The 12,201-nt window shown below is 66.0% G+C and carries 13 protein-coding genes and 1 pseudogene; 8 read left to right on the forward strand and 6 right to left on the reverse strand.

Translation table 11 applies throughout. From position 1 onward, the window contains the following. Position 1: 1 nt before the first annotated feature. Entirely contained in the window at positions 2-634 is a 633-nt protein-coding gene (locus DQ353_RS02570) for a hypothetical protein (protein WP_113761198.1), read from the reverse strand. Between the two features lie 472 nt (positions 635-1,106). On the opposite strand from DQ353_RS02570, the gene DQ353_RS02575 reads away from it, so the two are divergent. Beyond that, positions 1,107-1,607: a hypothetical protein gene (locus tag DQ353_RS02575; RefSeq protein ID WP_113761199.1), complete on the forward strand. Its 501-nt coding sequence runs from the start codon at positions 1,107-1,109 to the stop codon at positions 1,605-1,607. On the opposite strand, the gene DQ353_RS02580 is transcribed toward DQ353_RS02575, so the two are convergent. Continuing rightward, complete coding sequence (locus DQ353_RS02580) at positions 1,604-2,215, reverse strand: uridine kinase family protein (RefSeq protein ID WP_113761200.1); 612 nt, start codon at positions 2,213-2,215, stop codon at positions 1,604-1,606. The genes DQ353_RS02575 and DQ353_RS02580 overlap by 4 nt on opposite strands. Positions 2,216-2,252: 37 nt before the next feature. Here DQ353_RS02580 and DQ353_RS02585 point away from each other — a divergent pair, with 37 nt between their 5' ends. Then, positions 2,253-2,990: a lipoyl protein ligase domain-containing protein gene (locus tag DQ353_RS02585; RefSeq protein ID WP_113761201.1), complete on the forward strand. Its 738-nt coding sequence runs from the start codon at positions 2,253-2,255 to the stop codon at positions 2,988-2,990. Between the two features lie 22 nt (positions 2,991-3,012). Here DQ353_RS02585 and DQ353_RS02590 read toward each other — a convergent pair whose 3' ends face one another. Both DQ353_RS02590 and DQ353_RS02595 read right to left on the reverse strand, forming a co-directional pair. Continuing rightward, entirely contained in the window at positions 3,013-3,312 is a 300-nt protein-coding gene (locus DQ353_RS02590) for a hypothetical protein (RefSeq protein ID WP_146755182.1), read from the reverse strand. Between the two features lie 39 nt (positions 3,313-3,351). After that, complete coding sequence (locus DQ353_RS02595) at positions 3,352-4,080, reverse strand: GntR family transcriptional regulator (protein WP_113761203.1); 729 nt, start codon at positions 4,078-4,080, stop codon at positions 3,352-3,354. A 132-nt stretch (positions 4,081-4,212) separates the two neighbouring features. Between DQ353_RS02595 and DQ353_RS02600 the strand changes: the two genes are divergently transcribed. The 6 genes and pseudogenes from DQ353_RS02600 to DQ353_RS02625 all read left to right on the forward strand — a co-directional run bounded on the left by DQ353_RS02600 (position 4,213) and on the right by DQ353_RS02625 (position 11,341). After that, the gene (locus DQ353_RS02600; protein WP_502696365.1) at positions 4,213-7,101 is read left to right on the forward strand and encodes an FAD-binding and (Fe-S)-binding domain-containing protein; all 2,889 of its coding nucleotides are present in this window, start codon (positions 4,213-4,215) and stop codon (positions 7,099-7,101) included. A gap of 144 nt (positions 7,102-7,245) precedes the next feature. Continuing rightward, positions 7,246-7,974: pseudogene (locus tag DQ353_RS02605) on the forward strand (SDR family NAD(P)-dependent oxidoreductase). Then, the gene (locus DQ353_RS22485; protein WP_113761205.1) at positions 7,974-8,438 is read left to right on the forward strand and encodes an alcohol dehydrogenase catalytic domain-containing protein; all 465 of its coding nucleotides are present in this window, start codon (positions 7,974-7,976) and stop codon (positions 8,436-8,438) included. Before DQ353_RS02605 ends, DQ353_RS22485 begins: the two are co-directional and overlap by 1 nt. A gap of 9 nt (positions 8,439-8,447) precedes the next feature. After that, on the forward strand, positions 8,448-8,990 hold the full coding sequence (locus DQ353_RS02615; RefSeq protein WP_286166558.1) for a GNAT family N-acetyltransferase: 543 nt from the start codon (positions 8,448-8,450) through the stop codon (positions 8,988-8,990). A 258-nt stretch (positions 8,991-9,248) separates the two neighbouring features. Beyond that, complete coding sequence (locus DQ353_RS02620) at positions 9,249-10,100, forward strand: class I SAM-dependent methyltransferase (protein WP_113761251.1); 852 nt, start codon at positions 9,249-9,251, stop codon at positions 10,098-10,100. A 527-nt stretch (positions 10,101-10,627) separates the two neighbouring features. Next, complete coding sequence (locus DQ353_RS02625; protein ID WP_113761207.1) at positions 10,628-11,341, forward strand: phosphotransferase; 714 nt, start codon at positions 10,628-10,630, stop codon at positions 11,339-11,341. A gap of 77 nt (positions 11,342-11,418) precedes the next feature. Here the strand turns inward: DQ353_RS02625 and DQ353_RS02630 are convergent, their stop codons facing one another. Further along, complete coding sequence (locus DQ353_RS02630; RefSeq protein WP_113761208.1) at positions 11,419-11,655, reverse strand: hypothetical protein; 237 nt, start codon at positions 11,653-11,655, stop codon at positions 11,419-11,421. Between the two features lie 175 nt (positions 11,656-11,830). Continuing rightward, positions 11,831-12,201, reverse strand: a 371-nt coding sequence (locus tag DQ353_RS02635) for an MBL fold metallo-hydrolase (RefSeq protein WP_146755183.1), incomplete at its 5' end; no start/stop codon positions are given.

Here is a 12,201-nt window from a genome sequence, read left to right on the forward strand (position 1 = left end):
TTTACCAAGGTCGAAGCGTGTCCGCCACGTCCCTGCGCAGGGCGTTGTTCGGGATGCCTATAGAGTCACCGGGCATCCGTCCACCGGCCAGTTCGGCATGCCGGAAGGCTGCTTCCAGTTCGAGGACTGCTTGCCGGTAGTCGGCTCCGGACCGGCTCGAGGGAAGTTCCTGGCGGTGATGGCGAAGGTCCTCGGCTGCAGCCAGTGCCCGGACGAGGGCCGCGGTCGGCGGGTTGCCGACGTCGTTCATTGACGGATGGTTGATGGCCGCTTCGGGATCCAGTTCATAGCGGCTCCAGGCCCGGAGCACCGTTTCATGTCGTGCGGCAAGGTCCGAGTGTTCGGCCGCCAGAATCGAATCGTGCTCTGCGTCCACACGGCGCCGTAAGATGTGGGAGGAATACTTGTTGGCGGCCAGGACGGTACCTGCCACCGTGGCCAATGTCGCGACGCCGATCCCACGGTCGATCACGGTTGCACCGAGGACCAACGGTGCCGCCACGCACGCGCCGGTGAAGACATACCAGAACCGGGCGTCCGGATCCTGCTCGGAGGCAGGTCGGGTGTTGACGACCCATGTCGTCAGGACGCCAGCGAGCATGGCCAGCGCTCCAAGGATTGGGGCGAGCACCACGCCACCTCCAGGTCCAGGGTCCGGACTCTTGGGATGCCGGGCCTCCTGCATCCATTGCAACCCTGTCCGCGGCATTGGTCAAGGGCCGGGGGCTGCACCGCACTCGGACATGGGTGAAGCCGACAGCCCTTTTCATCTGAGTGAGCTTGGTCAACCGGCAGCTTTGGCCGAAGCGACTCGACCGGGCCGAATCCCTCCGCAGCCGCTGAATCAACTTCCGGCTTCCGGCTTGCGAATGCTTTTGGCCCAAGGCAGCCACGATGGGTCGTGGGCCCGGGACCGCAGGGGCGGCGTCTCTCCAACCAGGCAGCGGCGGTCAATGGGCGCAGGGTTTGGCAGGCTCGGGGTTCGGGCACCTCGAGGGACCAGGAAATGCTGCGCCACTCCGGCCGGGTAGCATCGGAGGTGCGATTCACCGCACCCGCGGGAAAAAGCCCAACAACAATCCCGCCGCCCAGATCCAAGGAATCCGATGAAGTTAGACAAAAAAGCACTCAAAGACAATGGATTCGCAGGATTCCGGCCCATCGGGGCCCTTGAGGTCAACCGGATTCCGCAACACCAGGGCATATTCGCCGTGTTGCGTCCTGCGGGGTTTGAGCCGCGGTTCCTCGCCAAGAGCACCGCAGGGGTTTTCAAGAAGAAGAACCCTTCAATGGCCAACGCCGAGCTGTCCGCCGAATGGGTGGCGGATGCGGATGTGCTGCTCATCGGCAAGGCCGGCCCCGGAAGCAAGGGCAACCGCGGGCTTCGACGCCAGATCCAGGAATTCGTGGACTTTGGAAACGGAAAGCCGCCGGGGCACTGGGACGGCCGACTGATCTGGCAGCTGGCCGATGCAGGGTCCCTGCTTGTGGCATGGAAGGAATTGCCTGCGGATGCGCTCAACGAGGCCCAAGCGAACTACCATGCGCAGTTCCAGCAATCTTACGGACGCTTGCCCTTCGCCAACCTTGTCCGGGCCCGCGCCTAGCTGGCCAACGACGACAGCATCGCCTTGACGGCATTCTTCCTCATCGGGGTGAACCCGGCGGACAGGTGCCTGCCGCGGATTTGCCGGTCGGCACGGAACAGGGCGTATCCGCGCTTAAGCAGGAACCCCAGCGGCTTGCGTCGCTCCTTGACGTCGCGCACGAAGCGCCGGACGGCCGTGGACACGGGCGAAACGTCGATGTAGTACGCCTGGACGTCGACGTCCAGGCGCTGCAGCGGTGCCAGGATCTCGGACACGAAGATCCCCTCGGACAGCAGCGGACCGCCATTGAGTTCGATCCCGCACGTCCCGTCGTAGCTGGAGGTGCTGATCGAATAGTTGGGGACCTGGGTCTGCCCGGATTCCAGCAATTCAATCAATGCATCGACGGCCTTCTCGCAATTCCAGGTGCCCGGATGGTCCCAGTCGATTTCCCCGTATCCGGTCTGCGGCAACGGCGCCGCCGGTGTGTGCTCGGAGATCTCCCGGTAGAAGTTGTCCAGCTCCAGATGGGGCCGGCCGAAGCGGTGGGCCAGGTAGGATTTTCCGGATCCGGAGGCCCCTCCGAGCAGTATCAGGGGTGTTTGTTGTTTCGGCACGACACCCATTATTCCCTGCGGGGCATCCGGACCTAGAATCGTGCCCATGAGTCTTTGGAATCCCGATGTCGACCACGCCATTCACGTACGCGTCGAGGACCCGACGGGCGATGCGGAGGCGGATCTGATGGCAGGGATCACGCTGCTGAACGCGGTGCGCGAGGGCAGTGCGCCGGCGACACTGCGGCTTTACCGCCCGAACCCGACGGTGGCCTTCGGGCAGCGCGATGTGCGGCTGGAGGGGTACGGCCGGGCCGTGGTGGAGTCCCTGGAGCAGGGTTTTGCCCCGGTGGTCCGCAAGGCAGGGGGACGGGCTGCGGCCTACCACTCGGGTACGGTGATCGTGGACCACGTCGAGCCGGCCGCCGAGGCCATGATGGGCCACCAGCACCGCTTCAAGGTTCTGGGCAAGCTCTATGCCGATGCCCTGCGCACCTCGGGGATCGACGCGCGGGTGGGGGCGATCCCCGGGGAATACTGCGCCGGTGACTACAGCGTTCACGGCGTGCCCGGCGTGGGGTCCAGGGCGCGGAACGCCATCAAGCTGGTGGGCACCGCCCAACGGGTGGTGTCGGGGGCCTGGCTGTTTTCCAGCGTGTTCGTGATCGAGGATTCGGCACCTATCCGCGCGGTGCTGGATTCGGTCTACCGGGCCATGGGGATCGAGATGGACCCGGCCACGGTCGGCGCGGCCGACGACCTGCTTCCCGGCTACACGGCAGATCGATTCATCACCGGCCTGCTTGCCGAATACGGTCTGCACGCCGAACTGGTCGAAACCTAGGCAGGGCCCGAACCAGGGCCTGTCAGCGGGAGCGGCGGCCGGCCATGAGCCCGGCCCAGAATGTTGCCGCACAGGCGGCGAGGGCAAGCAGCAACCAGCCGGTGAGTTGCGCCGTGGTCAAGAAGTGCATGCCCGGCATGAACATGGATTCGCTCAACGGTGCGTAGGCGAACCAGCCAAACGAGGCGTCTGCCCGGGGGCCGAGCGCGAAGACCAGGATGCCCGCGAGCAGGAAGAGTGCGGCGAGGGTTCCGGCGAGGGCCGGGAGCCTGGTCCGCGGTGCGCGTGCTGGTTCTTGCGGCGGGGGAGCGGTGTCATCCATGGGCATCAGTATGCCATGGCCAAGGCGGATAAATGCTGGTCAGTATCCGGTTGTGAATTCCCGCCAGAGCTCGTCGGGGTCAAGGTCGAGGTGCTGGTCGGTGATGGCCTGGGCCACCAGCAACTGTCCGGTGCGGGTGAGGTGTTCGCGCATGGCTGCGGCTGCCTCCTGGCCCCTGCCGGCATTGATGGCCTCGATGACGGGAGCGTGTTCGCCCAGGATTTCGGTGAGTGAGCGTTCCTTCCCTGCCGTGGAGACACCCAGCAGCCGGGTGGAATCGCGCAGCCGGTTCACGATGCCGCGGCCGCGGTTGGAGCCTGCGGCGCCCAGGATGGTGTCGTGCACCTGTTGGTCAAGGTCGAAGAACTCGTCAAGGGACCCGCGTTCGGCGGCCGAGCGCATGCGGGCCTCGAGGTCGTTGAACGTGGCGGCCAGTGCCGGGGTGCTGGCATGGGCGGCGCGAAGTGCGGCCGGCACCTCGAGGGCCAGGCGCAGCGAGAAGATTTCCGCCACGTCGTGCGGGCTGGTGGGGATGATCCGGAATCCGCGGTTGCGCGAGAATTCGATCAGTCCGGCCTCTTCCAGGCGCAGCAGTCCGTCGCGGACCGGCGAGCGCGAGATGCCCAGCTGCTCGGCGAGCTGGTAGACGCTGTAGAGCCGTCCGACTTCCATATCCCCGGTGACCACGGCGTGGCGCACGTGGTTCATGACCTGGTCGGTCAGGGACTGCCCGCGTTGGGGCAAGGTGCGCGAATCGGGACTAGTCATGTTCTGATTCTCTCATTTTTCGGGCACAGGCGGGAGGACGGGTGTTTCTTGACGCGACCATATCGCCGATTGCATGTAACATGTTACTCTGGCTTCACTTGCCCCCGAAGAGAGGTCCTTCCCATGGAAACCATGCCCACCACGGTTGATGCGGCCGCCGAGATGCGTTCGCGCCTGCGCACCGACCTGGGAACGCGAGCCGCCTATGTCTCGGACGCCTCGATCTTCAGGCGTGTCCCGGCCGCGGTGCTGGAGGTGCGCAGCGAGGCGGACATCGCCTTGGCCCTGGCCTACGCACGCTCCGAGGGGTTGGGTGTCACCAGCCGCGGCGGCGGAACTTCGGTGGCGGGCAACGCGATCGGCGAGGGACTGGTGCTGGACACCTCGCGCTACTTCAACAAGATCCTGTCGATCGATCCGGTCGCCCGCACCGCGCGCATCCAGCCCGGGGTCGTGTGCGACAAGCTCCGCGATGCGGCGGCCGAATTCGGGCTGACCTACGGGCCCGATCCCTCCACCCACAGCCGCTGCACCGTCGGCGGCATGGTCGCCAACAATGCCTGCGGATCCCATTCCCTGGCCTGGGGCACCGCGGCGGACAACGTCGAGTCCATCAAGGTCATGTTCGCCGACGGATCCACCGCCACCCTGGGCGCCAACGGGACCGATGACCACGAGTTGGATGCGGCGCTGAAGAAGCTGCGCGATGGGAACCTGGCGGTGCTGCGCACCGAGCTCGGCCGCTTCCCCCGCCAGGTCTCCGGCTACGGTCTGCACCACCTGCTGCCGGAGAACGGGTTCAACACCGCCCGTGCCTTCGCCGGGTCCGAGGGAACCTGCGGCATCATCACCGAGCTCACCGTGAAGCTGGTCCAAAAGCCCAAGGCGACTGCCCTGGCCGTGCTCGCCTTCGCAACGGTCTTCGACGCCGCGGCAGCCGCCGCCACCATGCGTCGGCCCGGCATCACCACCGCAGAAGGCATGGGCGGGGACCTGCTCGACGCGCTTCGCTCGCGGCCCGGACAGGAACTGGCAGGGGCCCACCTTCCCGGCATGGACGGAGCCTACGGGTCGATCGAGCGGGCGGGCGGCTGGCTGTTCTGCGAAACCGCGGGGGACACTCCCCAGGCTGCACGGGCCATTGCCGAGGCATTGGCCAACGAATACCTGGCCGCGGACCCGGTCACCGCCATTGACGCGGCGGTCGTCACCGATCCTGCAGCGGCCCGCACGCTGTGGCGGATCCGCGAGGCCGCCGCCGGCATCGTGACCCGGCTGCCCGATGGCGGGGAGGCCTGGCCCTCCTGGGAGGACTCGGCGGTTCCGCCGGAGCACCTGGCCGACTACCTGCGCGACCTCTACGCGCTGATGGCGAAGCACGGCCTGCGCGGCATTCCCTTCGGCCACTTCGGAGAGGGCTGCGTGCACGTGCGCATCTCCTTCACCCTGGGCACCGAGGAAGGTGTGGCGGTCTTCCGCTCCTTCATGGAAGCCGCCGCACGCACCGTGGCCCGCTACGGCGGATCGCTCTCCGGGGAACACGGGGACGGGCGCGCCCGCTCCGAACTGCTGGGCACCATGTACAGCGGGGCAGCGATGGGTGCCTTCAGGGACTTCAAGAACATCTTCGACCCCACCGGGCTGTTCAACCCCGGGGTGCTCATCGACCCCGAGCGGATCGATGACCGGCTGCGGCCCGGCCCGGGCCAGCGCATCTTCGAGCTGTCGCCCGTCCATGCGCTCTCCCGTGACAGGGGATCGCTGCTCAACGGCGTGAACCGCTGCGTCGGGGTGGGGTTGTGCCGCTCCGACGAGGGCGCGATGTGCCCCTCCTTCCAGGGCACCGGCGACGAGGTGCACTCCACCCGGGGACGGGCCCGGGTGCTCTCGGAGATGTTCCGCGGCGAAACCCTGCCCTCGGCCTACCGCTCCGAGGAAGTCAAGGAAGCACTGGACTTGTGCCTGTCCTGCAAGGCCTGCGCCTCCGAGTGCCCGGTCAACGTGGACATGGCCACCTACAAGTCGGAGTTCCTGCACCGCTTCTACGAGAAGCGGCTGCGCCCCATGGCACACTACACCATGGGCTGGCTGCCGATCCTGACCCGGATCCTGCACCTGGTTCCGGGTGCGGCCGGCACCACCAACGCGCTGCTGCGGATCAAGATGGTCGAGCGCCTGGCCAAGAAGCTCGGCGGCATCGAATCGACCCGCACCATGGTCGCCTTCGCCCCCGAGTCCCTGCAGCGGTGGTTCGCCAAACGGCCGAGACCCAATGCAACCTCCGGCTCCACGGTGGTGCTCTGGCCGGATTCCTTCAACAACCACCTGGACACCTCCCCGGCCAAGGCCGCCGTCGAGGTGCTCGAGGCCCTGGGCTACAACGTCATCATCCCCGACGGCTTCGTCTGCTGCGGGCTCACCTGGCACTCCACCGGGCAACTGGATGCCGCCCGGAAGGTCATCGGCCGCACGCTGAAGGTCATGGAACCGCTGCTGGATGCCGGTTACCCGGTCATCGGGCTGGAGCCCTCCTGCACGGTGATGCTGGGACACGAAATCACCGAGCTGGTCCCCGAGGACCCGCGCGCAGCCGCATTGGCCGCCGCCGTGCTGCCCTTCGGCGACCTGGTCGCCAGGCACCTGCCGGCAGGCGGCAAGCCCGGTGCCGCCTGGCCCTTTGGCGCGTTGGACGCCGGGGCGGTCTCCCAGGTGCACTGCCATGAACGTTCGCTGGGCGACCACTCCGGAACCGCGAAGGTGCTTGCCGGCCTCGGCATTGATGAGCGCGAGATCGGAACCGGGTGCTGCGGGCTGGCCGGAAACTGGGGATTCGAGCCCGGGCACGCCGAGCTCTCCCGTTCCCTCGGCGAGCGCGAGCTCTTCCCGGCGATCCGCGGGCGAGCCGAGGGGGACCTGGTGCTGGCCGACGGGTTTTCCTGCCGCACCCAGATCTCCGAGGGCACCGACGCGAGGGGCATGCACCTGGCCCAGGTGCTCGCCGCTGCACGCCTGGATCCCTAAACGCCGCACCCACGCGTCCTGTGCGCAGGTGGGCATTGCGTGGCGGGAGGGACCGGGCAATACCCGGCCCAATGCACCGGGCATTGCCCGCCCCCGGAGGTACACGACATGGCCGAGATGCCGGCGCCCACCCACTATCAGCCGTTGGACACCCCTCTGGCCGGCAAACGCGTCCGGGCCACCGAAGGTGCCGAGGGACTGGGCGCAGCCATCGCCCGTACGCTGGCCGGCCAGGGCACACACCCGATCGTTGCCGACCGCGACGAGGCCGCGGCCGACGTGCTGGCGCGGGAGATCAACGGCGAAGCGTGGGAAATGGGCTTCCTGGAAACCGCCGCCCTCGAATCGCCGCGGCTGGAGGTCGACGTGCTCATCAACACCGCCGGGGTCCAGGCTGTCGCCCCGATCCAGGACTTCGAGCCCGCCGCCTTCCACCGGATCCTCACGCTGATGCTCGAGGTTCACTTCCTGCTCACCCGTGCGGCCCTTCCGGATATGTACCAGCGGGGCAACGGGCGCATCATCAACATTTCCTCCATCCACCGCCTGCGCGCCTCTGGATTCAAGTCGGCCTACGTGGCGGCCAAAGCACGGGCCTGAAGGATTACCCAAGGCCACCACCCGGGGGCACCAGCAATTGCGTGAACCCCGGATATGCGCGCACCGCATGGTCGAAGGGCAGAGCAAGGACCAAGCCGCCATGCACGGGATCGACGAGGACGCCGTGCTGGAAACGGTTATGCCCACCAAGTATGCGATCAAGCGGCTCATCGTGCCGCACGAGGTCGCAACGCTCGCTGCCTTCCTGGCCTTGGGGCCGGTTGCCACTGTCACCGGGTCTCCTACGTGCTAGACGGCGGGTGGAACGCGTGATGCGGTCCGCGATCCTGCGCGAGTTGCCCGCCGGTGCGAATGTTCCCTGCGCCGACAGCCATCCGTTGGGGATCCAGGAGCTGGCCACCCCGCACCCGCGCGCCGGGGAGGTCGGGGTGGACATCACTTTCTCCTCGCTGTGCCACTCGGACCTCGCTGTCATCAACGGCTCCCGTCCCCGGCCGCTGCCCATGGCGCTGGGCCACGAGGCCGTCGGCCCGGTCGCCAGCCTGGGCGAGGGAATAAGGCAGAGGCGTTGGACGCGATGGTCGAGGGCAGGGTCATATCCGCCGGCTGTTGGTGCCGTAGGCCGGCAGCGGTTGTGCCGGCGGCCTATCCTCGTCCGCATTTTGCTGAGTCATCCGCAAAGTGGACCTTCGACGGGGGCGGTGCCCAGGTGTTTTCGGTGCCAAGTGATGCTCCAGCTGTCTGGGTGTCGCCATCGGCATCGTTGGCGGCAGTAATCTTGACTCGTGTTTGAAACATGCCAGCTGAGTGAAGAAGTCAATATGCGGATCCTGTGCCCGGCTGATGCCGCAGTGCTTGCCGATGCCTATGTGCGCAACCGCGAGTACCTTTCCTCCTGGGAACCCGAGCGTCCCCGGGAGTACTACACCGAGGCGTGGCAGGCTGCTGACATTGCCAGACGCCTTGGAGCAACCGAGGCCGGAGAAGGGTATCCACTGGCATTGTTTGCCGGCAATACCCTGGTAGGCCGATTCAACGTGGCCGGAATCGTGCGTGGACCATTCCAAAGCGCGGGACTGGGTTACTGGGTGGACAGCGAGTACGCGGGCCGCGGTCTGGCAACAGCTGGGGTGCAGGTGATCGTTGAAACCGCACGTGCAAAACTTGGCTTGCACCGCATGGAAGCAAGCACCCTCCTGCGCAACCTCGGCTCACAAAGGGTGCTGTTGAAGGCGGGCTTCCGGCAGATCGGGATGGCTCCGCGGTATTTGCAAATTGCCGGAACGTGGCAGGACCACAACCTTTACCAAGTTCTCCTGCATGACTAGACTCTCGAAATCCTGTCCATGAGTCCAGGGCCGCCCACGCGCTCGTTGGCTATCCGTGCGCAGAACGTTGGCCGGAGGTCTTTCCATGAAGAAGACAGCTCTGCGCGGCAAACAGGTGAGCGGGCAGATGCGCCACCCGTGGTCCCATGCAGTATGCCAGGGGTGCCTGGTTGAGGAGGCGTGGGCCTGCATTTGGGGCCAAGCGTCGGAAAGAAACGACTACCAACTACGCCGGGGTTCTGCATGGACTCGACTTCCATGAGCGATAGCCGAATTGAGATCGATTGGGAATCCGCACGCACCAGTAATCGCGACAATTGGGAAGACCGAGTTCCCCTGCACGAAACGGCATACGCGGTCAGTGACTTGGATGATCCCGACCACCTGACCGGAGTCATCAGAACCGATCTGAGGGCACTCGCTCCGTTCCTCCCAGCCGGCACGGTCTCGGGTTTGGATGTGTGCCATCTCCAGTGTCACATCGGCACGGACACGTTGTCCCTGGCTCGGGCAGGGGCAAGGGTCACGGGCGTCGATTTCTCCCCCTCCGCCCTGGAATCCGCCGCTGGGCTGGCAGATCGTCTGGACCTCGAAGCCACCTGGGTGGAAACCGACGTCCTTGACGCCCGGGCCGCCGTCGACGGCGACTTCGACCTCGTCTACACCAGCATCGGAACCATCACGTGGCTTCCGGATCTGGAGCGTTGGGCAACCCAAATTGCGGGGCTCCTGCGGACCGGCGGGACGTTTTACATCCGCGATGGGCATCCTTCCCTCTATGCCATTGATGAACATGCCGCCGGGCTACGGCTTCGCTACCCATACTTTGGCAACGGCCAGGCACAGATGTGGGATGACGAGTCCACCTACGTCGGAGAGGGCAAAGTGGCCCACCCTCGAACTTTCCAATGGGCACACCCCATCGCCGATATCCTCAACGCCCTTATCGGTGCCGGGCTGCAGATTCTTCGCTTCGACGAGGGCAGGTCGCTGCCGTGGAGGTTCAGTCCCCGGATGGTCGAGGTGCCGGACGGCTACGCATGGCCGGAATCCGAGCGCGATCTTGTACCTTGCAGCTACACCGTTATCGCCCGGAAAACGGGCGCCTAGGCGAAGCAGGACGGACGAAGCCAGGCACCTTGGCGCGTTTGGTGCGGCGACCTTCGTCGCCGCCCACAACGACCGTGTCGAGGTCCCAGGCGACAGGAGCCTCCACCTCCACGCTCCCCGCGTGACAGCCCGACGCTTCAGCCACTGGGATCAGGACATCGATATGCCGAGCAAGCCGGGAGCCAACCCATAGGGTGTAGTGATGACGGCACGTATTGAGAACGCCAACAGACTCTCCGACGTACTCACCGGGCTCGATGATGACGGCGTGCGTCGGCTCATCGAAGCTGCCGAGCCCGTTGGCGTGGGCATTGGGGGAACCACGAAGTCGGCCCGTATCGGTGAAACGACCGTCTTTGTGAAACAGCTCCCGCTGACCAGCATCGAAGAGGCCGATCCGACCTCCACGGCCCTGCGCTTCCCGGCTTCCCTTTGTCAGCCACTACGGGATAGGAAGCCCCACCCACGGAGCCGGGCGGGAACTTGCCGCACACCGGGCGACCTCGGCGTGGGTTCGGGATGGAGCGGTGGATTTCTTCCCGCTTTTGCTGGGGTGGCGGGTCGTTGACCTGAAATGCGATACGGACCTGCATGAATTCGACGGCGATGTACCGCAACGCCAGTGGGGTACGCATTGGCCTGAGGTCCGGCGGCAGCTCGCCGCAATGAAGGACGCGCCCAATGGCATGGTGCTGTTCCCTGAGTACGTGCCCGAGACGCTGGGCGCCTGGCTGCGCGGAAGCCTGGCCGCCGGCACCGGGGTGACAGTTTTCGCCGACGTGGTCGCCCAGGTCCTCGACGCCACGGCCTGGATGAAAACCCAGGGCTTCCAGCACTTCGATGTGCATCCGGGCAACATCCTCGTACACGAGGGCAGGCTGCTGTTCACGGACTTCGGCCTGGCGCTCTGCCGCGGGTTCGACCTCGCCCCGGAGGAGAAAGCGTCCATGGCCACTCATGCAGGCTTTGACCGCGATACGGCCCTGATGCACCTGTTCCATTGGGTGCTATTCGAACTCGGCCATGCCTCCGGTCCGCAGCGCCTGGCGCTGTTGCGTGCTGCCGCCGCCGACCCCCTCACGCCGGCACTGGACCCGGTTCGCGTGGCACTGGGCGACAGCGCCGACCTGATTGCCCGGCATGCGCATGTCGCTGTCCACCTCACCGAGATGTTCGGCCTTCTCATGAAGGCTGCGTTCGCTACGCGATACAAGGGCACGTGCGGTGAGCTGAGAACTTGAAGCCTTTGCCATCCCAGGTCAAAGGCGTTTGCTGGTTTACGGCATCCAGGATTCGGGCACGAAGTTGCGGATGCCGGTCAGAACAATGCGTCGGCGGTTCCCATGACGGCCGAAATGAGGAACGCAACCGCGCAGAAGATCAAGCACCAGGCCTTGACTTGGAATGAGGCGAACACTCTCGCGACGCGGTTGCGAGGCAGCGGCTTGCCGCCACGGTGTGCAGGCTCCGAGCGGGCTGGCCGTTCCGTCCTGACGGAATGGATAATACCCACCGCGAGTACACAAAAAATGGCCCACGTGATGATCAGGTCCATTGCCTGTGTCCTTTTCGCTGGTTGGTGGATTCATCGTGAGGCGGCCATCCTCGGGTCGCAGGTACCCAGGCCGAAGGCACCAACCGCGATGGCTGCCTGTTCATGGAACAAGGGCGTGGGCGGCGAAAACACTGAAAACCGTGCCTTCGCCGCCCACGCCGCGGATCAATGCCGGTCAGTGGCCGCGCTTGATCCACTCGTCCAGGTTCGGTGCTTCGGCCCCGATCGTGGTGGCATCCCCGTGGCCGGTGTTCACCACGGTGCTCGCCGGCAGGGTGAGCAGGCGTTCGCGGATCGAGTCGATGATCGTCTCGAAGCTCGAGTGGCTGCGCCCGGTGGCACCCGGACCGCCGTTGAACAGCGTGTCCCCGGAGAACAGGGTGCCCAGGGACTCCACATGGAAGCAGGTGGAACCCGGGGAGTGCCCGGGGGTGTGCAGGGCCACCAGCGTGGTGCCGGCAACCTCGAACTCCTGCCCGTCGGCGATCCCGGCATCGGCGGTGGTTCCGGGGAACACGTCCTGCCAGAGCATCGTGTCGGCCGGGT

This window comes from Arthrobacter sp. AQ5-05 (assembly GCF_003287975.1).
GTDB lineage: Bacteria > Actinomycetota > Actinomycetes > Actinomycetales > Micrococcaceae > Paeniglutamicibacter.

Coding starts and splice junctions, on each gene's coding strand:
- DQ353_RS02575 (WP_113761199.1), top strand. CDS start 1,107: ATGAAGTTAGACAAAAAAGCACTCAAAGACAATGGATTCGCAGGATTC.
- DQ353_RS02580 (WP_113761200.1), bottom strand. CDS start 2,215: ATGGGTGTCGTGCCGAAACAACAAACACCCCTGATACTGCTCGGAGGG.
- DQ353_RS02585 (WP_113761201.1), top strand. CDS start 2,253: ATGAGTCTTTGGAATCCCGATGTCGACCACGCCATTCACGTACGCGTC.
- DQ353_RS02590 (WP_146755182.1), bottom strand. CDS start 3,312: ATGGATGACACCGCTCCCCCGCCGCAAGAACCAGCACGCGCACCGCGG.
- DQ353_RS02595 (WP_113761203.1), bottom strand. CDS start 4,080: ATGACTAGTCCCGATTCGCGCACCTTGCCCCAACGCGGGCAGTCCCTG.
- DQ353_RS02600 (WP_502696365.1), top strand. CDS start 4,213: ATGCCCACCACGGTTGATGCGGCCGCCGAGATGCGTTCGCGCCTGCGC.
- DQ353_RS22485 (WP_113761205.1), top strand. CDS start 7,974: ATGCGGTCCGCGATCCTGCGCGAGTTGCCCGCCGGTGCGAATGTTCCC.
- DQ353_RS02620 (WP_113761251.1), top strand. CDS start 9,249: ATGAGCGATAGCCGAATTGAGATCGATTGGGAATCCGCACGCACCAGT.
- DQ353_RS02630 (WP_113761208.1), bottom strand. CDS start 11,655: ATGGACCTGATCATCACGTGGGCCATTTTTTGTGTACTCGCGGTGGGT.